Origin of the sequence: Acidovorax sp. sif0632 (genome assembly GCF_019218805.1) — a bacterium.
Taxonomy (GTDB): domain Bacteria; phylum Pseudomonadota; class Gammaproteobacteria; order Burkholderiales; family Burkholderiaceae_C; genus Acidovorax; species Acidovorax facilis.
This window is the reverse complement of the sequence record NZ_JAHUWW010000003.1, coordinates 105,401-129,581: the sequence shown is the minus strand read 5'-3', so window position 1 is coordinate 129,581 and position 24,181 is coordinate 105,401. Positions and strand designations below refer to the sequence as shown.

Annotated in this window: 18 protein-coding genes and 1 tRNA gene; 15 read left to right on the top strand and 4 right to left on the bottom strand. The window is 62.1% G+C overall.

Annotation, left to right across the window (positions count from 1 at the left end; translation table 11 throughout):
* Positions 1-67: 67 nt before the first annotated feature.
* Both KW832_RS10535 and KW832_RS10530 read left to right on the top strand, forming a co-directional pair.
* Positions 68-874 (top strand): TatD family hydrolase, encoded by an 807-nt coding sequence (locus KW832_RS10535; RefSeq protein WP_121506178.1) that lies wholly within the window; start codon positions 68-70, stop codon positions 872-874.
* Positions 871-1,545 carry an ankyrin repeat domain-containing protein gene (locus tag KW832_RS10530; protein ID WP_055393961.1) on the top strand — a complete coding sequence of 225 codons (675 nt, stop codon included), beginning with the start codon at positions 871-873 and terminating at the stop codon, positions 1,543-1,545. Before KW832_RS10535 ends, KW832_RS10530 begins: the two co-directional genes overlap by 4 nt.
* Before the next feature lie 64 nt (positions 1,546-1,609).
* Here KW832_RS10530 and msbA read toward each other — a convergent pair whose 3' ends face one another.
* Positions 1,610-3,415 (bottom strand): lipid A export permease/ATP-binding protein MsbA, encoded by a 1,806-nt coding sequence (msbA, locus tag KW832_RS10525; protein WP_218299859.1) that lies wholly within the window; start codon positions 3,413-3,415, stop codon positions 1,610-1,612.
* A 187-nt stretch (positions 3,416-3,602) separates the two neighbouring features.
* On the opposite strand from msbA, the gene tolB reads away from it, so the two are divergent.
* The 5 genes from tolB to KW832_RS10500 all read left to right on the top strand — a co-directional run bounded on the left by tolB (position 3,603) and on the right by KW832_RS10500 (position 7,238).
* Positions 3,603-4,922: a Tol-Pal system beta propeller repeat protein TolB gene (gene tolB, locus KW832_RS10520; RefSeq protein WP_218299858.1), complete on the top strand. Its 1,320-nt coding sequence runs from the start codon at positions 3,603-3,605 to the stop codon at positions 4,920-4,922.
* A gap of 44 nt (positions 4,923-4,966) precedes the next feature.
* Entirely contained in the window at positions 4,967-5,506 is a 540-nt protein-coding gene (gene pal / locus KW832_RS10515) for a peptidoglycan-associated lipoprotein Pal (RefSeq protein ID WP_055393955.1), read from the top strand.
* Complete coding sequence (gene ybgF / locus KW832_RS10510; RefSeq protein WP_121506181.1) at positions 5,506-6,297, top strand: tol-pal system protein YbgF; 792 nt, start codon at positions 5,506-5,508, stop codon at positions 6,295-6,297. The genes pal and ybgF overlap by 1 nt, the downstream gene beginning before the upstream one ends.
* The gene (locus KW832_RS10505) at positions 6,297-7,118 is read left to right on the top strand and encodes a ThiF family adenylyltransferase (RefSeq protein WP_218299857.1); all 822 of its coding nucleotides are present in this window, start codon (positions 6,297-6,299) and stop codon (positions 7,116-7,118) included. Before ybgF ends, KW832_RS10505 begins: the two co-directional genes overlap by 1 nt.
* Positions 7,119-7,162: 44 nt before the next feature.
* A tRNA-Lys gene (locus KW832_RS10500) sits at positions 7,163-7,238 on the top strand.
* A 130-nt stretch (positions 7,239-7,368) separates the two neighbouring features.
* Here KW832_RS10500 and KW832_RS10495 read toward each other — a convergent pair.
* Positions 7,369-8,427 carry an AI-2E family transporter gene (locus tag KW832_RS10495; protein WP_055396675.1) on the bottom strand — a complete coding sequence of 353 codons (1,059 nt, stop codon included), beginning with the start codon at positions 8,425-8,427 and terminating at the stop codon, positions 7,369-7,371.
* Between the two features lie 243 nt (positions 8,428-8,670).
* Between KW832_RS10495 and KW832_RS10490 the strand changes: the two genes are divergently transcribed.
* The 5 genes from KW832_RS10490 to KW832_RS10470 all read left to right on the top strand — a co-directional run bounded on the left by KW832_RS10490 (position 8,671) and on the right by KW832_RS10470 (position 16,274).
* A complete protein-coding gene (locus KW832_RS10490; protein ID WP_218299856.1) occupies positions 8,671-11,550 on the top strand; it encodes a 2-oxoglutarate dehydrogenase E1 component in 2,880 nt (959 codons plus the stop codon).
* 51 nt (positions 11,551-11,601) lie between these two features.
* Positions 11,602-12,882 carry a 2-oxoglutarate dehydrogenase complex dihydrolipoyllysine-residue succinyltransferase gene (gene odhB / locus KW832_RS10485; RefSeq protein ID WP_218299855.1) on the top strand — a complete coding sequence of 427 codons (1,281 nt, stop codon included), beginning with the start codon at positions 11,602-11,604 and terminating at the stop codon, positions 12,880-12,882.
* 89 nt (positions 12,883-12,971) lie between these two features.
* Positions 12,972-14,399, top strand: coding sequence for a dihydrolipoyl dehydrogenase (gene lpdA, locus KW832_RS10480; RefSeq protein ID WP_121420342.1), 1,428 nt, complete (start codon positions 12,972-12,974; stop codon positions 14,397-14,399).
* An 82-nt stretch (positions 14,400-14,481) separates the two neighbouring features.
* Entirely contained in the window at positions 14,482-15,579 is a 1,098-nt protein-coding gene (zapE, locus tag KW832_RS10475) for a cell division protein ZapE (RefSeq protein ID WP_055396683.1), read from the top strand.
* Positions 15,576-16,274 carry a hypothetical protein gene (locus tag KW832_RS10470; RefSeq protein WP_218299854.1) on the top strand — a complete coding sequence of 233 codons (699 nt, stop codon included), beginning with the start codon at positions 15,576-15,578 and terminating at the stop codon, positions 16,272-16,274. The genes zapE and KW832_RS10470 overlap by 4 nt, the downstream gene beginning before the upstream one ends.
* Positions 16,275-16,455: 181 nt before the next feature.
* On the opposite strand, the gene KW832_RS10465 is transcribed toward KW832_RS10470, so the two are convergent.
* Positions 16,456-17,262, bottom strand: coding sequence for a PP2C family serine/threonine-protein phosphatase (locus KW832_RS10465; protein WP_121420339.1), 807 nt, complete (start codon positions 17,260-17,262; stop codon positions 16,456-16,458).
* 106 nt (positions 17,263-17,368) lie between these two features.
* Between KW832_RS10465 and KW832_RS10460 the strand changes: the two genes are divergently transcribed.
* Together KW832_RS10460 and KW832_RS10455 are read left to right on the top strand one after the other, a co-directional pair.
* Positions 17,369-17,572 carry a YdcH family protein gene (locus KW832_RS10460; RefSeq protein ID WP_055396751.1) on the top strand — a complete coding sequence of 68 codons (204 nt, stop codon included), beginning with the start codon at positions 17,369-17,371 and terminating at the stop codon, positions 17,570-17,572.
* Positions 17,572-19,620 carry an ATP-dependent DNA helicase gene (locus tag KW832_RS10455; protein WP_218299853.1) on the top strand — a complete coding sequence of 683 codons (2,049 nt, stop codon included), beginning with the start codon at positions 17,572-17,574 and terminating at the stop codon, positions 19,618-19,620. The genes KW832_RS10460 and KW832_RS10455 overlap by 1 nt, the downstream gene beginning before the upstream one ends.
* Here KW832_RS10455 and KW832_RS10450 read toward each other — a convergent pair.
* The gene (locus tag KW832_RS10450) at positions 19,583-20,380 is read right to left on the bottom strand and encodes an outer membrane protein assembly factor BamD (RefSeq protein WP_055396690.1); all 798 of its coding nucleotides are present in this window, start codon (positions 20,378-20,380) and stop codon (positions 19,583-19,585) included. The genes KW832_RS10455 and KW832_RS10450 overlap by 38 nt on opposite strands.
* A 182-nt stretch (positions 20,381-20,562) precedes the next feature.
* Between KW832_RS10450 and dnaE the strand changes: the two genes are divergently transcribed.
* Complete coding sequence (gene dnaE, locus KW832_RS10445; protein ID WP_218299852.1) at positions 20,563-24,096, top strand: DNA polymerase III subunit alpha; 3,534 nt, start codon at positions 20,563-20,565, stop codon at positions 24,094-24,096.
* The last annotated feature ends 85 nt before the right edge of the window (positions 24,097-24,181 follow it).

Below are 24,181 nucleotides of genomic sequence, written 5' to 3'. Positions count from 1 at the left end.
ACTCCAGAGCGCTGCGCCGCCTTTGACGGCCCGCGTTGCGCCCCAGAAACGACTAATTTGAAACCGCATGTTCACTGATTCGCACTGCCATCTCAATTTTCCGGAACTGGTGAGCCAGCTGCCCGCCATCCGCCAGGCCATGGCCGAGGCACAGGTCACCCGGGCTCTTTGCATCTGCACCACGCTGGAAGAATTCGACGGGGTACATGCCCTGGCCATGGCGCACGACAACTTCTGGAGCACGGTGGGGGTGCACCCCGACAACGAAGGCATTGCCGAGCCAACGGTGCAGGACCTGCTGGACCGTGCTGCCCTGCCGCGCGTAGTGGCCATTGGCGAAACGGGGCTCGACTACTACGGCATGGAAGACCGCAAGGGCGGGCGCAGCATCGCCGATCTGGAGTGGCAGCGCGACCGTTTTCGCAACCACATTCGCGCGGCCCGGGTGTGCGAAAAGCCCTTGGTCATCCATACGCGCAGCGCGTCGGACGACACCCTCGCCATCCTGCGCGAAGAGGGCGAGGACGGCCCCGGAAACCGTGCAGGCGGTGTCTTCCACTGCTTTACCGAGTCGATGCAGGTGGCGCGTGCGGCGCTGGATCTGGGCTACTACATTTCCTTCTCGGGCATCGTGACCTTCAAGAGTGCCCAGGAGCTGCGCGACGTAGTGGCCTTTGTGCCGCTGGACCGCACGCTGATCGAAACCGACAGCCCCTATCTGGCGCCCGTGCCGTATCGCGGCAAGACCAACAATCCCTCGTATGTGCCTTATGTGGCCCGGCAGGTGGCCGAGACCAAGGGGCTGACGCTGGAGGAAGTGGCCGACGCCACCAGCCGCAACTTCGACATTCTGTTCAAGGGAGTGACCGCATGATTTGCCATCGCCGCAATGCGCTGGCCACCCTGGCGCTGGGGCTTGCCGCCCCCGGCATCTGGGCCGGAGCCTATGAGGATTTTTTTGTCGCCATCCTGCGTGATGACGATGCTGCCATTGCGGCGCTGTTGCGCAGGGGTTTTGATCCCAATACGCGCGACCCGAAAGGGCAGGTGGGCCTGACCATCGCTTTACAGAATGGGTCGTCCAAAGCGTTTGCAGCCTTGCTGGCATCCAGCCAGGTGAACGTGGAAGCCCGCAATGCGCAGGACGAAAGTCCCTTGATGATGGCGGCACTCAAGGGCAATCTGGAAGCCGTCAAGGCGCTGCTGGCACGCGATGCAGATGTGAACAAGACAGGCTGGGCGCCCTTGCACTATGCGGCCTCTGCAGGTTCGCGCCAGCATGTAGCCATCATCGCGTTGCTGCTGGAAAACCACGCTTACATCGATGCCACATCACCCAACGGCACCACGCCCCTCATGATGGCGGCGCAATACGGTTCCAACGAGGCCGTTCAGCTGCTGCTGGATGAGGGCGCGGACCCCACGCTCAAGAACCAGCTGGGGCTCACGGCCGCCGACTTTGCCTTGCGGGTGAGTCGTACCGAATCCGCCGACAAAATCGCCGCAGCCATCCGCAAGCGCCAGCCCAACCGGGGCCGGTGGTAGACGTAGCGCTGGGATCGGCCGTTGTCGCGCGCCGGTTAGCGCGCAATAGCGCGCAATGGCGTGTTCAGTGCAATGCGGCGGTTTCGCCCGAGGCAGGCCGGGCCTGCAGGCGTGCATACAGTCCGCCCATCGCCATCAGCTCAGCGTGGGTGCCTTGTTCGGCAATGCGCCCACGCTCCATGACGATGACCCGGTTGGCATGCTCGATGGTGGACAGGCGGTGCGCAATGACCAAGGTGGTACGTCCCTGCATCAGGCGCTGCAGGGCGTCCTGTACCAGCCGTTCGGATTCGGTGTCCAGCGCCGAGGTGGCTTCGTCCAGGATCAGGATGGGGGCGTCCTTGTACAGCGCCCTCGCAATTGCCAGCCGCTGGCGCTGCCCCCCCGACAACTGCGTGGCGTTGTGACCCACCACCGTGTGCATGCCCTGGGGGAGTGCTGCCACGTGTTCGGCCAGGTTGGCGGCCGCCAGGCACGCCTGCACGCGTGCTTCATCCACCGCGTGCCCCAGTGCCACGTTGGCCGCAATAGTGTCGTTGAACATCACCACGTCCTGGCTCACCATGGCAAATTGCGAGCGCAGCGATCCGAGGTCCCACTCTGGCAACGGGTTCCCGTCGACCAGGATTTCACCCGAAGCGGGCGTCACAAACCGTGGCAACAGGTTGACCAGCGTGGTCTTGCCTGCCCCGGAGGGGCCGACCAGGGCGACGATTTCGCCAGGCTCCACGCGCAAGCTGATGTGGTCCAGTGCAGGGGCGTGGTCAGGGCCAAATGACACCGTGACCTGCTTGAGTTCCAGCGCCCCCTGGGCGCGGTCCTTGCGGAACTGGCCGCCCGCTTCGGCTCCGGTGTCTCCCAGCAGTGCCAGCCCCCGCTCCAGGGCGGCAACACCCCGCGTGATCGGGCTGGCGACATCGGCGAGGCGGCGTATGGGCGCAATAAGCATCAGCATGGCCGTGATGAATGACACGAAGCCGCCGACGGTGACATCCTTGGCGTCCACGGTGCCACGGCTCTGCCACAGGGCAATGCAGATCACTACGGAGAGCGCGGCAGCGGCGAGTAGCTGCGTCAGCGGCGTCATGGCGGCGGAGGCGATGGTGGACTTGATCGCCAGACGCCGCAGGCTCTGGCTCAAGGCGGCGAAGCGCCCGGCCTGGCCAGGCTGCGCGCCATGCAGCCGGACCATGCGGTGGGCCAGCACGTTTTCTTCCACCACATAGGCGAGTTCGTCGGTGGCCTGCTGGCTGCTTTTGGTCAGGTGGTAAAGGCGCCGGGACAAGGTCTTCATGATCCAGGCCACGCCCGGCACGACCACGGCGACGATCAGCGTGAGCTGCCAGTTGAGGTACAGCAGGTACACCAGCAGCGCCACCAGTGTGAATCCGTCGCGCGACACCCCTAGCAGTGCCTGTACGAGCAGGGTTGCGCCGGTTTGCACCTCGTACACCACGGTGTTGGACAGCGTGCTGGCTGACTGGCGCGAGAACAGGCCCATCTCGGCAGCCAGCACCCTGTCAAACAGCGACTGGCGCAGCGTCAGCATGCCTTCGTTGGCAATGCGTGCCAGTGCGTACTGGCCGACGAACTGGGCAACGCCCCGCACAAAAAACACGCCCAGGATGGCCAGTGGCACCATCCACAGTTGGAGGGTGCCTTGCGTGAAGCCCCGGTCCAGCAGGGGCTGCAGCAATGCGGGAATCAGCGGCTCGGTGATCGCGCCGACGAGGGTGGCAACAACGGCAAGGCTCCAGGCCATTCGCTGGTTGCCAAAGTAGACAGACAGTCGGCGCAGGCGTGTGGCCAGGCTTGCAGCGGGCGGGGAGGGAGTGTTGGGAGGCGCGGCGCCCGTATCTGTGGCTTGCATGTGGCCCGGATTCTACGGTTGTGGGCGGTCAAGGTGCCGGTGAGATATTTCTGCGCAGCAGGTTATGGGCTGCAAGAAATCGGTGCGAATAGGTTTGGAGGTCGCACGTTTTGTCACAGGGGTTTCCCCGCTGTGTGTAACATTCGGGTTTGCCTTTCGGCATTTGTTCGGCCACCGCTGGATGCCAATGACCACAGATCGAATCCCAACACACCCATCCCCTGCGGCCTTGCCGCATCCCTTGCGCCGCCACATGCTGGCTGCGCTGATCTCGACCCCCGCACTGCCCGCCCTCGCGCAATTTCGCGTTGAGGTCACGGGTGTTGGTTTGACCCAGTTGCCCATCGCAATTGCGCCGTTCCGGGGCGAGGCGCAGTCTCCCCAGAAAATATCGGCCATCGTCCAGGCCGACCTGGAGCGCAGCGGACAGTTCCGCGCGGTAGACGCCTCCGGCGCGGTGCTGGACGAAACCGCGCGCCCGGATGTCGCACTGTGGCGCCAGAAGAGTGCGGACTCCCTGGCTACTGGCAGTGTGACGCGCCTGGCAGATGGGCGTTTCGATGTGCGCTTTCGCCTTTGGGATGTGGTGAAGGGGCAGGACCTTGGTGGCCAAAGCTTTGTGGTCACCCAAGGCGATCTGCGCCTGGTGTCGCACCGCATTGCGGATTTCATCTATGAAAAGCTGACGGGCGAGCGCGGCATTTTCTCGACGCGTATCGCCTATGTCACCAAGACAGGCTCCCGGTACAGCCTGTGGGTGGCAGACGCTGACGGAGAGAATGCCCAATCGGCACTGTCGAGCCCGGAGCCCATCATTTCCCCTGCATGGTCGCCCAACGGGGGGCAACTGGCCTATGTGTCGTTTGAATCGCGCAAGCCGGTGGTCTATGTGCATGATGTGGCCTCCGGCCGCAGGCGTCTGATTGCCAATTTCCGGGGGTCCAACAGTGCCCCTGCCTGGGCTCCGGATGGTCGATCCCTCGCCGTGACGCTCAGCCGTGACGGGGGATCTCAGCTCTACACCATCGACGCCAACGGTGGCGAGCCGCGCCGCCTCATGCAAAGCGCTGGCATCGACACGGAGCCCATGTTCTCCGGTGACGGCCGCAGCATTTACTTTGTCAGCGACCGTGGCGGCGCGCCGCAGATCTACAAGGTCTCCACCACTGGCGGCAACGCGGAACGTGTGACGTTTACCGGCAGCTACAACATCTCCCCCAGCGTCAGCCCCGATGGCCGCTGGCTGGCCTACATCTCCCGTGTCGGTGGGGCCTTCAAACTGCACGTGATGGACCTGTCCTCGGGCACTGTGAATGCGGTCACCGACACAACGGCAGATGAGAACCCCAGCTTTGCCCCCAATAGCCGCCTTATCGTTTATGCCACCCAGCAGCAAGGGCGTGAAGCGCTCATGACCACCACGCTGGACGGCAAGATCAAGGCCCGGCTCGCGGGGCAGGCGGGCGATATCCGTGAGCCCGATTGGGGCCCGTTTCAAAAGCAATGAACTTATCAGCACTTTCAAGTATCAAGTTTTCAGGAGAATTTTGGATGATCAAACGTTTTACCCTTGCCCTTACCGTTGTCGCCCTCGTTGCCGGATGCAGCTCTGGCGTGAAGCTGGACGATGTGCCGGTCGAAGACAAGAACGCCACGTCTACCATGGGTGGTAATACTGGCGCCAACTCTGGCAATACCGCGCAGAGCGGTGTTGCTGGTGTGGACCTCGGCCAGTCGGGCCGCGATGCTGCAGGCCCAGTGGGCGTGAGCCGTATCGTTTATTTTGATTACGACAGCTACGTGATCAAGCCCGAATTTCAGTCGCTGATCGAGGCGCACTCTCGTTTCATCAAGGCCGGCACCAATCGCAAGCTGATGATTGAAGGCCACACGGACGACCGAGGTGGTCGTGAGTACAACCTGGCGCTCGGCCAGAAGCGCGCCGAGGCAGTGCGCCGTTCGCTGGCTCTGCTCGGCGTGCAGGACAGCCAGATGGAAGCTGTGAGCTTTGGCAAGGAAAAACCAGCAGCCCAAGGCAATTCTGAAGACGCGCACGCCCAAAATCGCCGGGCTGAACTGTCCTATCGTTGATGCGCACGATTTCTTTGTCCTACCCGCTCAAGGCGCTGGCGGCAGTGATGCTGTCCGTGGCCTTGCTGCCCACGGGCCATGCCGCAATTTTTGAGGATGGCGAAGCCCGCCGCGCCATTCTCGAAATGCGGCAGCGCGTGGATGGCATGCAACTGTCTCAGCAACGGTCCGCAGAGGAAGTGCGCAGGCTCAGTGAAGAGAACGCCCAGCTGCGGCGCAGTCTGCTGGATCTGCAAGGTCAGATTGACACGCTGCGCACGGAGCAGTCCACACTTCGCGGCCAGAACGAACAGCTGTTGCGCGATGCTGCCGACCTGCAACGGCGCCAGAAAGACATCGCCCAGGGGGTAGACGAGCGCCTGCGTCAGTTTGAACCTGTGAAGGTGACCTTGGACGGCCAGGAGTTCCAGGCAGATCCTGCTGAGAAAAAGGACTTTGAAGCCGCACTGGCCGTGTTTCGTTCAGGCAAGTTTCCAGAAGCTGGGGCAGCATTTGCAGCCTTTGTGCGGCAGTATCCGCGCAGCGGTTTTGTACCGTCTGCGCGTTTCTGGCTTGGGAATGCCCAATACGCTACCCGGGACTACAAGGAAGCCATTGGTAATTTCAAGCTGATGCTGTCTGATGCCCCGGCTCATGCGCGGGCGCCAGAGGCGGCTTTGTCCATTGCCAACTGCCAGATTGAACTCAAAGACACGCGAACTGCCCGCAAGACCCTGGAAGACCTTGTGCGCGCCTACCCGCAGTCCGAGGCGGCTGTGGCGGCCAAAGAGCGCCTTTCCCGATTGAAGTAATGGTCGGCGAAGCGCCTTTGCAAGCCCCGGCAGGGAATGTTGAAGATGCATCGCTGGAGCGTCGCTTTGGCGGACTGGAACGGCTGTACGGCGTACAAGGCGCTTGGCGTATCCGCCGGGCGCATGTGGTGGTGGTGGGTGTTGGGGGGGTGGGCTCGTGGGCCGCTGAAGCCTTGGCGCGCAGTGGGGTAGGGCAGATCACGTTGATTGACCTCGACCACGTGTCTGAGTCGAACATCAATCGCCAAATCCATGCGCTTACCGATACCGTCGGCCAGGCCAAGGTTCTTGCAATGCGCGATCGGATTGCGCAAATACACCCTCAATGCAGCGTCCACTGCGTGGAGGAATTCGTGGATGCAGACAATTGGCCTGGTTTGCTTCCGGGGTCCGTTGATGCAGTGATTGATGCGTGTGATCAGGTGCAGGCCAAAACGACCATCGCGGCCTGGGCTCAAGCCCAGAAGGCTCTGCATATCACGGTCGGGGCGGCTGGCGGTAAGCGCCATGCGCACAAAGTGGATGTGGATGATCTTGCTTTGACGACCCACGATCCTCTGCTGGCGCAACTGCGCTATCGCTTGCGCAAGCACCATCGGGCGGCCCGTGATGGCAAAAAAATCGGAGTGACCTGCGTCTTCAGCAGAGAAGCCGTGGCGCCTCCCGATGCGTCCTGCAATGTGGATGGCGATGGTTCTCTGAACTGCCATGGATACGGTTCGGTCGTTGCAGTGACGGCGACCTTTGGTCAGTGCGCTGCAGGGTGGGTGTTGGACAAACTTGCCGCAACTTCCAAAAACACTGAAAAAACGACGCTATAATCCAAGGCTTTGCAGCAGTCAGTCATGATTGATTGCAACCGGTTGGGACGTTAGCTCAGTTGGTAGAGCAGCGGACTTTTAATCCGTTGGTCACAAGTTCGAATCTTGTACGTCCTACCACCCGAATCCAGGCGCCAGTCTTTTGGCGTAAACAAAGGCCTCCTTGCGGAGGCCTTTGTTTTTTGTGATCCGCACGTTCAATGCAGTGCCATGTTATTCATGGCCCCGATTGTTGTATCACTCCATTTTGCTACGCGGATTCAGTGCTGGCGCTGGGTGAAAACAGGTCCCAGCTCGCAATGAAAAGCGCCGCAATAACTGGTCCTATCACGAAGCCCGTCAACCCAAAGAGCGCCATGCCTCCCAGGGTGGATATCAGCACAACGTAGTCTGGCATCTTGGTGTCCTTGCCCACCAAAATCGGACGAAGGACGTTGTCAACGAGTCCAATAACGCCAACGCCAAACGCAGTCAGCACCACGCCTTGCCAGACCGCACCCGTGGCCAGGAAGTAGATTGCCACCGGTACCCAGATCAGCCCCGCTCCCACGGCGGGAAGCAGCGACAGGAAGGCCATGGAAACCCCCCACAGCACGGGGCCCTGGATGCCCAGGATCCAGAAAATCAAACCGCCCAGCGCTCCTTGGGAGGCTGCCACGACAATGTTGCCTTTGACCGTGGCGCGAATGACGGTGGTGAACTTGCTGACCAGTTGCCGCTTGTGTGTTTCGTCCAGGGGGGTGGCCTGGCCAATGCGCAAGGCCAGGCTCGATCCGTCACGCAACAGGAAGAACAGCAGATAGAGCATGATGCCGAAGCTCACGATGAACTGCAGCGTGTTCTGGCCAATGCTCAGTGCCTGTGTGGCCACAAACTGGCTGGCCTGGACGGCGACGGAAGAGAACTTTTGTTGCAGCTCGCCAACGGTCGTGAGATTCAACCGGTCCAACAAATTGGCGGCCCAGGCGGGCAGGGCGGCGATCACCTGCTGTAGGTAGAGTCCAAAATTTAGCTGGCCCGACCGCATCCGTTCATAGATTATCGTGGCTTCCTGGGCCAGGGATACCGTGATCGCTGTCATGGGAAGGATGACCACAATAAGGCACAGTCCCAGGGTACACAGCGCTGCAAGATTGCGCCGCCGGGGCATGCGCCGCAACAGTTTGCGGTGCAGGGGGGCAAACAAGATGGCCAGGATGACGCCCCAGAAGACCGCGCCGTGGAACTGCCAAAGGATGGCTCCAAAGGCGATGGTGACAAGGGCCAGCAGCAGCAAAAAGACTTTGTTCTGGAGGGTGGGTGGCGTCATGAGGGTAGGTGGCAATGAGATACCCGGAATGTACGCGAGCCAGGTTTGTAGCCGCTTGTTGCGCCAGCGTGTCAGCACCGGCCCCACCATTTCCGTAGGGCGGTCGGCCATTCGGTGGCACAATGGCGCCCGTACCAAGGCCCTTCCCCAGCCACAGTCGCATCCGCCAATCGGTTCAGCCGTGTCGCGGAAGGTTTCTCAACCAGCTAATGCTTTCCCAAGGAAAGCGGAGGTCAGCGGAATATGAGCGATACGACGTCCGTCTATCAAGCCTACCAAGGCAACACTTACCTCTTCGGCGGCAATGCGCCCTATGTCGAAGAGATGTACGAGAACTACCTCGCCAACCCAGGTAGCGTGCCAGACAATTGGCGCGAGTACTTTGATGCACTTCAACATGTGCCTGCGGTGGATGGCAGCAATGCCAAAGACGTCCCCCACCTCCCCGTCATCAACGCTTTTGCCGAGCGCGCCAAACAGGGCGGCACCAAGGTTGTTGTGGCAACGGGTGCGGACTCTGAGCTGGGCCGCAAGCGCACTGCCGTTCAGCAGCTGATCGCTGCCTACCGCAACGTGGGCCAACGCTGGGCTGATCTGGATCCCCTCAAGCGCACAGAGCGCCCCGCCATTCCTGAACTCGAACCCTCTTTCTATGGTTTCAGCGACGCTGACCAGGAAACGGTGTTCAACACGAGCAACACGTTCTTCGGCAAAGAGTCGATGCCCCTGCGCGAGTTGATTAACGCGCTGCGCGAAACATACTGCGGCTCCATCGGCGCCGAGTACATGTATGCCACTGACCAGAACCAGAAGCGCTGGTGGCAAGAAAAGCTGGAAAAGATCCGCAGCAAGCCCAGCTTTGGTGTGGACAAGAAAAAGCAGATACTGGACCGCCTGACGGCCGCCGAAGGTCTGGAGCGTTTCCTGCACACCAAGTACGTCGGCCAGAAGCGTTTCTCCCTGGAAGGGGGTGAAAGCTTCATCGCCGCCATGGACGAGCTGATCCAGTCTGCCGGTGCCAAGGGCGTTCAGGAAATCGTGATCGGCATGGCCCACCGGGGTCGTCTCAATGTGCTGGTCAATTCGTTGGGCAAGATGCCCAAGGACTTGTTCGCCGAGTTCGACCACACCGCTCCCGAAGACCTGCCAGCCGGTGACGTGAAGTACCACCAGGGCTTCAGCTCGGATGTGACCACCCCTGGCGGCCCGGTCCACCTGTCGCTGGCATTTAATCCATCCCACCTGGAAATCGTGAACCCCGTGGTCGAAGGCTCCGTGCGTGCCCGCATGGACCGCCGCGCCGACCCGCACGGCAAGCAGGTGCTGCCGGTGCTGGTGCATGGTGATGCGGCCTTTGCCGGCCAGGGTGTGAACCAGGAAACCCTGGCGCTGGCCCAGACCCGTGGCTACTACACGGGTGGCACGGTGCACATCATCATCAACAACCAGATCGGTTTCACCACCTCCGATCCGCGTGATACGCGTTCCACGCTGTATTGCACCGACATCGTCAAGATGATCGAGTCGCCCGTGCTGCACGTGAACGGTGATGACCCCGAAGCCGTGGTGCTGGCCACCCAGCTCGCCTTGGAGTTCCGCATGGAATTCAAGAAGGACGTGGTGGTGGACATCATCTGCTTCCGCAAACTGGGCCACAACGAGCAGGACACCCCGGCTCTGACCCAGCCGCTGATGTACAAGAAGATCGGCCAGCACCCTGGCACGCGCAAGCTCTATGCCGACAAGCTGGCGGCACAGGGCATGGGTGAGTCGCTGGGCGACGATATGGTCAAGGCCTATCGTGCCGCCATGGATGCCGGCAAGCACACGGTCGATCCCGTCCTGACCAACTTCAAGAGCAAGTACGCCGTGGACTGGAGCCCGTTCCTGGGCAAGAAGTGGACGGACGCTGGTGACACGGCCATTCCTCTGGCTGAGTGGAAGCGCCTGGCCGAGAAGATCACGACCATTCCTGAGAGCGTGACGCCGCACCAGTTGGTCAAGAAGGTCTATGACGACCGCGCTGCGATGGGCCGTGGCGAGATCCCCGTGGACTGGGGCATGGGCGAGCACATGGCATTCGCATCGTTGGTGGCCAGCGGCTACCCCGTGCGCCTGTCGGGCGAAGACTGTGGCCGTGGCACGTTCACGCACCGCCACTCGGTTATTCATGACCAAAAGCGCGAGAAGTGGGACATCGGCACCTATGTGCCACTGCAGAATGTGGCCGAGAATCAGGCTCCGTTCGTTGTGATCGACTCGATCCTGTCGGAAGAAGCGGTGCTGGGCTTTGAATACGGCTACGCCTCCAACGACCCCAACACCCTGGTGATCTGGGAAGCGCAGTTCGGCGACTTTGCCAACGGTGCGCAGGTCGTGATCGACCAGTTCATCGCCTCGGGTGAAGTGAAGTGGGGCCGCGTCAACGGCATCACGCTGATGCTGCCACACGGCTACGAAGGCCAGGGCCCTGAGCACAGCTCTGCCCGCCTCGAACGCTTCATGCAGCTGTCGGCCGACGCCAACATGCAGGTGGTGCAGCCCACCACCGCTAGCCAGATCTTCCATGTGCTGCGTCGCCAGATGGTGCGTGATCTGCGCAAGCCGCTGATCATCATGACGCCCAAGTCGCTTTTGCGTAACAAGGATGCGACTTCGCCGCTGTCCGAGTTCACCAAGGGCAGCTTCCAGACGGTGATTCCCGAGCAGGACGAGGCCATCGTCAAGAAGGCCGCCAAGGTCAAGCGTGTGATCGCCTGCTCCGGCAAGGTGTACTACGACCTCGTGAAGAAGCGCACCGAGCGCGAAGACGACGATGTGGCCATCATCCGCGTGGAGCAGCTCTACCCCTTCCCGCACAAGGCATTTGCCGCTGAAATCAAGCGCTACCCCAATGCCACCGACGTGGTGTGGTGCCAGGACGAGCCGCAGAACCAGGGCGCCTGGTTCTTCGTGCAGCACTACATCCACGAGAACATGCTCGAAGGCCAGAAGCTGGGCTATTCCGGCCGCGCGGCTTCCGCGTCACCTGCCGTGGGCTACTCGCACCTGCACCAGGAACAACAAAAGGCGCTGGTGGACGGCGCGTTTGCCAAGCTCAAGGGTTTTGTCCTGACCAAGTAAGGCCAGCTGCGACCCGATAACAGAACAAAACCCCATTCCGAAAGAATTGATATGGCTATCGTAGAAGTCAAAGTCCCCCAGCTGTCCGAATCCGTGGCCGAGGCCACCATGCTGACGTGGAAGAAAAAGGCCGGTGAGGCTGTGGCAGTGGATGAGATCCTGATCGAGATCGAAACCGACAAGGTGGTGCTTGAAGTGCCGGCCCCGTCGGCTGGTGTGCTGGCTGAAATCATCCAGGGCGACGGCGCCACCGTGGTGGCCGAGCAGCTCATTGCCAAGATCGATACCGAAGGCAAGGCCGGCGCGGCCGCTCCTGCCGCCGCTGCTGCAGCACCCGCTGCCGCCACGGCATCGGCTCCCGCCCCCGCCCCCGCCCCAGCGGCTGTTGGCGGCTCCAAGGGCGACGTGGCGATGCCCGCTGCCGCAAAGCTGCTGGCCGAGAACAACCTGTCCGCATCGGCTGTGGCCGGCAGCGGCAAGGATGGCCGCGTGACCAAGGGTGACGTGCTCAGCGCTGTGGCTGGTGGTGCCGCCAAGGCTGCGGTGGCTGCCCCAAGCGCCATCCCCACGGGCGTGCCCACCAAGGCACTGCCCCAGGTGTCGGCCCCGGCCGCCAAGGAAGACCTGGGCGACCGCCCCGAGCAGCGCGTGCCCATGAGCCGCCTGCGCGCCCGCGTGGCCGAGCGCCTGCTGCAGTCGCAATCGACCAACGCCATCCTGACCACGTTCAACGAAGTGAACATGGCGCCGGTGATGGACATGCGCAAGAAGTTCCAGGACACGTTCACCAAGGAGCATGGCGTGAAGATCGGCTTCATGAGCTTCTTCGTGAAGGCTGCCGTGCACGCCTTGAAGAAGTACCCCGTGCTGAACGCCTCGGTCGATGGCAACGACATCGTTTACCACGGCTACTTCGACATCGGTATCGCCGTGGGCTCGCCCCGTGGCCTGGTGGTGCCTATCCTGCGCAATGCCGACCAGATGAGCTTTGCCGACATCGAGAAGAAGATCGCCGAATTCGGCAAGAAGGCCGCTGAAGGCAAGCTGGGCATTGAAGAAATGACCGGTGGCACGTTCTCGATTTCCAACGGTGGCACCTTCGGCTCGATGATGTCCACGCCCATCATCAACCCGCCCCAGTCGGCCATCCTGGGCGTGCACGCCACCAAGGACCGCGCTGTGGTGGAGAATGGCCAGATCGTTGTGCGCCCGATGAACTACCTGGCCATGTCCTACGACCACCGCATCATCGACGGCCGCGAAGCCGTGCTGGGCCTGGTGGCGATGAAGGATGCGCTGGAAGACCCATCGCGCCTGCTGTTCGACATCTAACCTCCTGACCGCATGGACCCACCCGCGTGGCCGACCTCTGGTTGTGCCCGCCGGTGGGTCTTTCTCCAACAGACTGAACGAGATTTCCCATGAGCAAACAATTTGATGTGATCGTCATCGGCGGTGGCCCCGGTGGCTACATTGCCGCCATCCGCGCAGCCCAGCTGGGCTTCAACGTCGCCTGTATCGACGAGTGGAAGAACGACAAGGGTGGCCCCGCACCCGGCGGCACCTGCACCAACGTGGGCTGCATTCCGTCCAAGGCGCTGCTGCAATCGTCCGAGCATTTCGAACACGCCAACAAGCACTTCGCCGAGCACGGCATCACCGCCACGGGCGTCAAGATGGACGTGGCCAAGATGATTGCCCGCAAGGACACCGTCGTGAAGCAGAACAACGACGGCATCCTGTACCTGTTCAAGAAGAACAAGGTCAGCTTCTTCCATGGCCGCGGCTCGTTCGTGAAGGCTGCTGAAGGCGGCTACGAGATCAAGGTGGCTGGCGCCGCCGAAGAGTCGCTGACGGGCAAGCAGATCATCATTGCCACCGGCTCCAATGCCCGTGCGCTGCCCGGCACGCCGTTCGACGAAGAACTGGTGCTGTCCAACGACGGCGCGCTGCGCGTGGGCGCCGTGCCCAAGAAGCTGGGCCTCATCGGCTCGGGTGTGATTGGTCTGGAGATGGGCTCGGTGTGGCGCCGCCTGGGGGCGGAAGTCACCATCCTCGAAGGTCTGCCCACGTTCCTGGGCGCGGTGGACGAGCAGATCGCCAAGGAAGCCAAGAAGGCCTTCGACAAGCAAGGTCTGAAGATCGAGCTGGGCGTGAAGGTCGGCGAGATCAAAACCGGCAAGAAGGGCGTGAGCATTGCCTACACCAACGCCAAGGGCGAAGCCCAGTCGCTGGACGTGGACAAGCTCATCGTCTCCATCGGCCGCGTGCCCAACACCATTGGCCTGAACGTCGAAGCCGTGGGCCTGCAGCTCGACGAGCGCGGTGCCATCGTGGTCGATGCCGACTGCAAGACCAACCTGCCCGGCGTGTGGGCGGTGGGTGACGTGGTGCGCGGCCCGATGCTGGCGCACAAGGCCGAGGAAGAGGGCGTTGCCGTGGCCGAGCGCATTGCCGGCCAGCATGGCCACGTGAACTTCAACACCATTCCTTGGGTGATCTACACCAGCCCCGAAATCGCATGGGTGGGCCGCACCGAGCAGCAGCTCAAGGCCGACGGCGTCAAGTACAAGGCGGGCAGCTTCCCCTTCCTGGCCAACGGCCGCGCACGCGCACTGGGCGACACCACAGGCATGGTCAAGATGCTGGCCGATGCCGAGACTGACGAGATTCTGGGCGTGCACATCGTGGGCCCGCAGGCCAGCGAGCTGATTGCCGAAGCTGTTGTGGCCATGGAGTTCAAGGCCAGCAGCGAAGACATCGCTCGCATTTGCCACGCACACCCCAGCCTGAGCGAAGCCACCAAGGAAGCGGCCCTGGCAGTGGATAAGCGCACTCTGAACTTCTGATTTTTTGGGTGAAATCGGGCTCTAGCGCTTATCTGATAAGCGCTAGTAGCTATAAAAATCATAGTTTCTGAGCATCCACCACGTGACTGTTAAACAGGCTTACCTGGCCGAGTTGGCCGCTAAAGGCTACCAAAGTGACCCTGCCCAATTGCGCGCAGTGGATGCCCTTCAGCGTTGCGCTGATGACTGGGCCGCATACAAGGCTCAGCGTTCCAACGCACTCAAGAAGCTGATCAACCGGCCTGATGTGCCGCGCGGCGTGTACATGTATGGCGGGGTGGGGCGGGGCAAGAGCTTTCTGATGGAATGCTTTTTCGACGCCGTTCCCTTGAAGCGCAAGGTGCGCCTTCACTTTCACGAGTTCATGCGCGAAGTGCACCGCGAACTGGCGGGCCTGCAGGGCACGGTCAACCCGCTGGACGTGCTGGGCGCGCGCATTGCCAAGCGCTACAAGCTTATCTGCTTTGACGAGTTTCACGTGGCGGACATTACCGACGCCATGATCCTGCACCGCCTGCTGGCGGCACTGTTCGATAACGGTGTGGGTTTTGTGACCACTTCGAATTTCAAGCCCGACGACCTGTACCCCGACGGCCTGCACCGCGACCGCATTCTCCCCGCGATTGCCCTGCTCAATGAAAAGCTTGAAGTGGTCAACGTGGACAACGGTACCGATTACCGTCGGCGCACTCTGGAGCACGTGAAGCTGTACCACACGCCGCTGGGCCCCGAGGCAGATGCTGAAATGGGCCAGGCGTTTGACCAACTGGCCGAAGTGCACGACGAAGACCCGGTGCTGCACATCGAGGCCCGCGAGATCCGGGCACGCCGCAAGGCCGGTGGTGTGGTGTGGTTTGACTTCAAGACCCTGTGTGGTGGCCCCCGGTCGCAGAACGACTATCTGGAAATCGCGACGCAGTTCCACACTGTGCTGCTGTCCGATGTGCCCTACATGCCGGTGAGCATGGCGTCGCCTGCGCGGCGTTTTACCTGGCTCGTGGACGTGTTGTACGACCGGCGCGTCAAGCTCATCCTGTCTGCAGCAGTACCCCCCGAGCAGCTTTATACCGAAGGCCCCTTGGCGCACGAGTTTCCGCGAACGATTTCGCGGCTCAACGAGATGCAGTCCAAGGAGTTCCTGGCGCTGGAGCGCCGCACTGTCGATACGGGGCTGACATGATCTCCAGACGCTTCGTATCTGTGGCGATTTCCTTGCTTGCCTGGGGGTTGTCTGCCTCGGCCATGGCACAGCCGGTAGCTGCGGGTGCGGAGGCCAACGGCCAGCAGGCAGCCGCCAAGGCGGCCGAACGTAAAGCGGAACACGACCGCATCCGCTCCGAACGCGAGGCCATCAAGGCCAGGCGACAACAGGACGAATCGGCCTGTTACCAGCGATTTTCCGTAGAAGACTGTCTGCGCAGTGTGCGGGCGGGCGTGCGCGATGCGGAAGCCCGTTTGCGTGCACAGGAGATCGAGCTCAATGATGCCGAGCGCAAGGAAAAAGCGGCGGAGCGTCTCAAATCCATTGAAGAAAAGCAGCGCGGCGTGCCGGATAGCCCCTCAGCGGGCAGCGGTGCTGCAAGCGCTGTGGTGCGCAAGCCGTCGCAAGACCCCCAGGGCCTGAAATCGCAGCGTGACCACGAGGCTGAACTGCGAGCACAGCAGCAGCGCATTAAGGTGCAAAAGCAGGCCCAGGAGCAGGCAGCGCGCACCAGTGGCAATGCCGAGCGTGCCGCAGAGGCGCGCGCACGCCACGCGCAAACGCTTCAGGCTGCGCAGGAGCGCCGCGACCGAGTCGAAAAGTCACGGGCAGAGGCCGCAGCCCAGGGGCGGGTCCCTGCGGCTCCGTTGCCAGCGGGTTCGGCAGCACGCTGAAACAGGTTTATTTGGGGTGGCAGCCCCAGGTGCTGGGAGTGCGCATGGCGCCCAAAAAGGCGCAGCGGGCCAGTGGGTGCAGAGGCTCGGTTAGCGTCAGTGCCGCATTCTTCAGGGGCCGCCTAGGCACTTACCCTTTTGGTCACTCACCCACGCACGTGCCAGCGGGTGGGGCGCTGCTTCAGGGACGCCCTGCGTCAGCGGGTACCAGGCGAGCGACCTTCTTTTCCTCCACCAGCGCCTCCATCTTCACGATGACCAGCGAGAGGTTGTCGCCACCGCCCCGCGCACGGGAGCGGGCTTTTTCAATCAGAAACTCCGTGGCTTCCCGTGGCGAGAGGGAATCAACCACGGAGCCGAGTTCGGTGGGCGAAAAGTAGTGCCACACCCCATCACTGCAGGCCATGAGCACATCGCCAGGCTGCAGCTGGGGGATCACATGGGTGGTGATGGGCGGGTCGCTTTCAGTGCCGAGGCAGCCCACCAAAATGTTCGAGTGCGGATGGTTGTTGGCCTCGGCTTCGGTCAGCTCGCCCCGGTCCACGAGAGCCTGGACATAGGAGTGGTCGCTGGTGCGGAACACCATGCGCGCACCTTGGAAATGGTAGATGCGTGAATCACCGGCATGCACCCAGTGGCAGTCGCCACGCGGGTTGATGAGAAAGGCTGCGATGGTGCTGTGCGGTTCCTGCTCGGCAGAAATCGCTGTGAGCCGGATCACGATGTGAGCTTCTTCCACCATGCTCTTGAGCATGGCCACCGGGTCGTCGGTGTCGGGCGAATAGCGCTCGAAGAGCTGGCGCGCAGTCATCATGACCTGGTCGGACGCCTTGCGCCCGCCGCTGCGCCCGCCCATGCCATCGGCAATGACACCCAGTATGCAGCCATTGTGCCGCTCGTGGGAGATCAGGATCACCTGGTCTTGCTGGTACTCCCGGTCACCCTTGTGGATGCCGGTGGACGCGATGAGGCGAAACGCTTTGGTCATGCTGGTGATTGTGGGGGCGCGTACGCAAAGGGCCATCGCGCAAACGGGGGCAAGCGCGTATTATCCGCCCGCCTGTGGCATTTTTGCCATCCCACGGCCCCTTGCCTTGAACCCCAGCCTCCATTCCCCCCAACGCCAACTCATTGAGCTGCGCATCGAGCATGCTGATCTGGACGCTCTGATCGACCGGTGTGCCCCCGACGGCGTGGCGGACGAATTCACACTGCGCCGCCTCAAAAAGCGCCGCCTTGCTCTGCGTGATGCCCTGGATCGCCTGGAACGGGACCTTCAACCCCAAGAGCCCGCTTGATGGCGCTGGTAGAGATGGTGCAGGAGGTGTTTGCCCCCGGCGGCGTGCTGGCTCGGGCCGACACGCATTTCCAGCCGCGCGAAGGCCAGACGCAAATGGCCATGGCCGTGGCGCACACCATCGAAGCGGGCGGGGCGCTGGTCGTGGAGGCAGGCACGGGGGTGGGCAAGACTTTTTCCTATCTGGTCCCGGCACTCCTGAGCGGCGAGCGGGTGCTGTTGTCCACCGCCACCAAGGCCTTGCAGGACCAGCTGTTTGCGCGCGATCTCCCGCGCCTGGCGCAGACCCTGGGCTTGCCGGTGCGCATGGCGCTTCTGAAGGGCAGGGCGAGCTATCTGTGCCTGTACCGCATGGAACTGGCGCGCCAGGATGTGTCTGCCCGTGAGCCTGGCGTGGCACGGGTTTTGGCCAAGGTCGAGAGTTGGTCGCATGGCACGCGCTCGGGCGATCTTGCAGAGCTGACGGGGTTGGACGAACGCTCGCCCGTGATACCGCTGGTCACCTCCACCCGTGAGAACTGCCTGGGCTCGCAGTGCCCCCGATTTCGCGAATGCCACGTGCATTTGGCGCGGCGCGAGGCCTTGGCGGCGGACATCGTGGTCATCAACCACCACCTTTTCTTCGCCGATGTGGCTGTGCGCGAATCGGGCATGGCCGAGCTCTTACCGTCCGTGCGTGTGGTGGTGTTTGATGAGGCGCACCAGATCAACGAGACGGGCGTGCAGTTTCTGGGGCTTACGCTGTCCACGGGCCAGCTGATGGATTTTGGCAAGGACCTGCTGGCAGCAGGGCTGCAGCATGCGCGGGGCCTTGCGGACTGGACGGGGCTTGCGAGCCAGGTGGATCTGTCTGCCCGGGATTTGCGCCTGGCGGCGGGAGATATGCGGGGCAGCGCAAAGCTGCGCTGGACCGATGAAACGCCGGAGAGCGTCAGGCCGGATGAATGGCAGACTGCCCTGCGCCGCGTGTCGCTCGCCTGCGCCCAGGCGCAGGAGGCGCTCGACACTGTCAGCGAAATAGCGCCCGACTTTGTGCGCCTGTATGAGCGCGGGACTGAACTGCTGGCGCGCCTGGCCCATTTTTCTGGCCCCGGCAATCCGGATGCGGTGCGCTGGGTCGATGTGGGGCCGCAGCTGCGCTTGACGGAATCCCCCCTGGACATTGCCGAGGCCATGCGCACACGCCTGCTGGTCACCCCTGCGGAACCCGTGGGTGACGATGGGTGGCCCGGGGAGCCTGCTGCCGGACCCGGCAGGGCCTGGGTCTTCACCTCGGCCACCTTGGGCGATGACGAGCAACTGAGCTGGTTCACGGAGCGGGCGGGTTTGCAGGACGCGCAGATCCTGCGGGTTGCGAGCCCGTTTGACTATGGGGCGCAGGCAGCACTGTATGTGCCACGCCACCTGCCGTCTCCGGCCGATCCTTCGCACAGCATGGCGCTTGCGCGCTGGGTGGGCGAGGCTGCAGCGCAACTGGGTGGCCGCACCCTAGTGCTGACCACGACGCTCAAGGCCTTGCGCACCATTGGCGATGCGTTGAAAGCGCAGTTTGCGGGCTCCGCTGTCCTGGAGGTGCTGGTGCAGGGCGAGTGGCCCAAACGGCGGCTGATGGAGCGTTTTCGCGAAGGGAGCGAGCACGGGCAGCAAGGCTGTGTGCTGGTGGCTTCCGCGACGTTCTGGGAAGGTTTTGATGTGCCTGGGGATGCCTTGCAGCTTGTTGTGATTGACAAGCTTCCTTTTCCTCCCCCGGGCGACCCTTTGGTGGAGGCGCGTACGCAGCGTATTGAGAAATCTGGCGGGAAAGCGTTCAAGTCTTACGCACTGCCCGAGGCAGCCGTTGCGCTCAAGCAGGGGGCGGGGCGGTTGATCCGGCGTGAGTCCGACCAGGGCATTCTGGTGGTGGGTGACACCCGCCTTATCACCATGGGCTATGGCAAGCGCCTGCTGGCGGCCTTGCCCCCGATGCGGCGCCTGGAGTCAGAGCCTGAGTTTGAAGCTGCTCTTCAGGCGCTTACCAGAGCTTCCACCACGGCTCCGCCTTTTCCTTGAGGCCACCGCGCAGATAGGCGCTTTGGGGGTACGAAGTGTCCATCACGCGGCGTGCATCGTCGCGCAGCTGCGTCATGCCCAGTGCGTCGTACGACTGGATGAGGATGTACAGAGCTTCTTCGAGCGCGGGCACGCCCTGGTAATCTGCCAGGGCTACCTGGGCACGGCTGATGGCTGCCACATACGCGCCCCGCTGGAAGTAGTAGCGCGCCACATGCACTTCGTACTGCGCGAGCGAATTCACGATGTACGTCATGCGCTGGCGTGCATCCTGTGCGTAGCGGGATTCCGGGAAGCGGGTGGCCAGCTCACTGAAGGCCTCAAAGGAGTCCTTGGCTGCTTTCTGGTCGCGCTCGGAAAGGTCCTGGCGCGAGATGAACGAGAACAGACCGAGGTTGTCGTTGAAGTTCACCAAGCCCTTGAGGTACAGCGCATAGTCAAGCGCAGGGCTGGCGGGATGGAGCTTCATGAAGCGGTCCAGCGTTGCAATGGCCTGGGCTTTTTCGCCAGCCTTGTAGTGCGCGTAGGCCTTGTCGATCTGGGCCTGCTGCGCCAGCGGGGTGCCGGCCGCACGCCCCTCCAGCTTTTCGAGCAGAGGAACCGCCTTGTCGTAGGCGCCGCTGTTCATTTCGTCCTGCGCTTCCGAATGGATGCGATTGGGGCTCCAGTTGGCCGTTTTGTCTTCGGTTGTGCTGGAGCAACCTGCCAGCAGACCAGCAAGCAGCAGGGCAGAAACGAGGGGCAGTGGGGCACGCAGCATCGCAGGCAGCTTTCAGCAAAAAAAGAAACAGGGGTGCAGGATAGCTGGGCCGGTCCAGAGGGCCAGGCGCCGCTGGCATCCAGGGCACGAAAAAGCATTGTACTGGGGGTGGCACCTGTCAAGAGGCGTTGCGCTGCCGGCTTTCTCTCGGTGGCGGTGCTGGGCTTTCTACAATGGCCCCCATGTTTGTTCACTTGCGCCTGCACACCGAGTTCTCCGTCGTAGACGGTACCAATCGAATCGATGAGGCGGCCAAGGCGGCTGCCAAAGACGGCCAGCCTGCACTGGCCATCACCGATCTCAACAACCTTTTTGGCGCGATCAAGTTCTACAAGGAGGCGCGGGGCAAGGGTGTCAAGCCCATCCTGGGGGCCGAGATTTTTCTGGAAGGCGAAGCGGGCGCAGCCCCCTCACGCCTGATCGTCCTGGTGCAGAACCGCCAGGGCTACCTCAATCTGTCCGAACTGCTCGCGCGTGCGTGGACGCGCAATGTAGTCAAGAACCTGGCGCTGTGCACCTGGGCCTGGCTGGAAGAGTTGTCGGAAGGGCTGATTGCTCTGGCCGGGGCTCAGGCTGGGCCCGTGGGCCAGGCTCTCCTGAAGGGGGACGAGTCGGGCGCCGCAGAGCTTGCCTTGCGCCTGGCAGGGCTGTTTCCACACCGGTTTTACATCGAGTTGCAGCGTGCGGGCCGTGTGGACGATGAAAGCCACGTGGTGGCTGCTGCGCAGTTGGCGGCGCGCCTGAGCTTGCCCGTGGTGGCCACACATCCTGTGCAGTTCGCCACTCCAGACGACTATGAGGCCCACGAGGCGCGCGTCTGTATTGCAGAGGGGGAGATCCTGGCCAACCCGCGCCGCGTGCGCAAGTTCACGCGCGACCAGTATTTCAAGTCGTCTGCAGAAATGCAGGCCTTGTTCGCTGATGTTCCATCGGCCATCGCGAACACGGTGGAAATCGCCCAGCGTTGCAACCTTACGCTGGTGCTGGGCAAGCCGCAGTTGCCGGACTTTCCCACCCCCAATGGCATGCCGATCGATGAGTTCTTTCGTTTTGCCTCGTTCGAGGGGCTGGAGGAGCGCCTGAAGCTTCTCTTCCCCAAGGAGTCCGACCGCGACCAGCAGCGTCCCCGCTATGTGGAGCGCCTGGAGTTCGAGATCGGAACCATTCTCAAGATGGGTTTTCCGGGCTACTTCCTCATCGTGGGGGACTTCATTCAGTGGGCCAAGGCCAACGGGTGCCCCGTGGGGCCGGGACGGGGATCGGGTGCCGGTTCGCTGGTGGCGTATGCCCTCAAGATCACCGACCTGGATCCGCTGCAATACAACCTGCTGTTCGAGCGGTTTCTGAATCCCGAGCGTGTGTCCATGCCTGACTTCGACATTGACTTTTGCCAGTCCAATCGTGACCGGGTGATCGACTATGTGAAGGACAAGTACGGCAAGAATGCCGTGAGCCAGATTGCCACTTTCGGGACCATGGCTGCCAAAGCCGCCATCCGCGACGTGGGCCGGGTGATGGACATGAGCTACATGTTCTGCGACGGCATCTCCAAGCTGGTACCGGGCAAGCCCGGCATGTCGTACACGCTGGCCTATCCGCCCGAGGTGAAAAAGGAAGGCGACAAGAACAACTACGCACTGGAGCTGGAGCCGCTGCTGTACGAACGCGTGCAGAAGGAAGAAGACGTCAAGACCATCATCGAGATGGCGCAAAAACTCGAAGGCATGACCCGCAACATCGGTATGCACGCGGGTGGGGTTTTGATTGCGCCTGGCAAGCTCACGGATTTCTGCCCGCTCTACCAGCAGCCGGGCAGCGAATCGGCTGTGAGCCAGTACGACAAGGACGACGTGGAGGCTATTGGCCTTGTGAAGTTCGACTTCTTGGGTCTCGCCACTCTCACCATTCTGGAAATCGCGCGTGAGTTCATCATCAAGCGCCACAAAGGCCAGGAGAACTTCGCCTTCGAGAACATTCCGCTGGACGATGGCCCCACCTATCGGCTGTTTTCCGACGGCAAGACCGAGGCCGTGTTCCAGTTTGAAAGCCGTGGCATGCAGGGCATGCTCAAGGAAGCGAAGCCGAGTCGGCTTGAAGACCTGATTGCACTGAACGCGCTGTACCGGCCGGGTCCCATGGATCTGATCCCGAGTTTCGTGAACCGCAAACACGGCAAGGAAGTGGTGGAGTACCCCCATCCGCTGGTGGAGCCCGTGTTGGCCGAGACCTACGGAATCATGGTGTACCAGGAGCAGGTGATGCAGACCGCCCAGGTTCTGGGGGGCTACAGCCTGGGCGGCGCCGACATGCTGCGCCGCGCCATGGGCAAGAAGAAGGCCGAGGAGATGGCCGAGCACCGGGAGATCTTCCGAAAGGGTGCGGCCGAAAAGAACATCAGCCAGGAGAAGGCTGACGAGGTGTTCGATTTGATGGAGAAGTTTGCAGGCTACGGCTTTAACAAGTCGCACGCGGCTGCTTACTCTCTGCTGGCTTACCACACGGGTTGGCTCAAGGTGCACTTCACCGCAGAGTTCTTCTGCGCCAACATGACCGTGGAAATGGATGACACCGACAAGCTCAAGGTGCTGTTCGAAGACGCGCAAAAAATGGGGCTCTCTTTCGAGCCGCCGGACGTCAACCGTGGCTTCTACCGGTTCGAGCCCGTGACTGACAAAATCATCCGCTACGGCCTGGGCGCCGTTAAGGGCACGGGCCAGCAGGCCATCGAGGCCATGGTGGCGGCGCGCGAGGGGCGTGGCGAAGGGCCCCATGGCGCCACCACCGGGCCTTTCAAGAGCCTTTTCGATTTCTGCCTGCGCGTGGACAAGGCGCGCATGAACAAGCGCACGGTGGAGGCGCTGATCAAGGCGGGTGCATTTGATTCCATCAACATGAACCGGGCATCGATGGTGGCGTCCATCGACCGGGCTTTTGACTTTGCGGCTGCCACGCTGGCCAACGTGAACCAGGGTGGCTTGTTCGACATGATGGGCGATGATGCCCATGGTTCCAGCACGCAGGAGCCTGAACTGGTGGACGCGGTTCCCTGGGGGATCAAGGAGCGACTCACCCTGGAGAAAACGGCGGTCGGTTTCTATCTGTCCGGCCATCTGTTCGATGAAGTGGCCACCGAGGTGCGCCGCTTTGTCCGCACCCAGATCGATGAGCTGCTGGACAGTCGCGAACCCCAAGTCTTGGCCGGGATCATCAGTGATTTCCGGGTCATCAATGGACAGCGGGGCAAATTGGGCCTGTTCAAACTGGACGACAAGTCTGCCGTCATTGAGGCGTCTGCCGATGAGGCCTTGCTCAACACGTACCGCAATCAGCTCAAGGAAGACGAGTTCGTGGTGATGATGGGCCGCTTGCAACTGGACCATTTCAGCGGTGGCCTGCGCGTGAAGGTGCAACAGGTGTGGGACTTGGCAGGGGCGCGTTGCCGTTTTGGCAAATACCTGCATGTCACCGTCGGCGACAAGGGGCCGGATGTGCACCGCCTGGTCAAGGAGTTTCCGCCGCGCAGAGAGGAGCTTGCCGAGGGTGAATTGCTCCACGGCCTGCGTGTGCGCATGGGTGTGCGCTGTGTGGCGCAGGATGCGGCCGCTGTGGCGGAGCTGCAACTGGGTGAGAGCGCCCGTTTTTATCCCACCGATGCTGCGCTGGCCGCCTGGACCGCCCAGGCGGGCAGTGGTTCGGCCACCGTGGTTTACGAATAAATCGGGTGTTGGGAACCATTCGGTGAATATCGTGAAGGCGACAGCTTGAAAAAAACCGGATCAACGTCAGATTTCTCTCACGGCA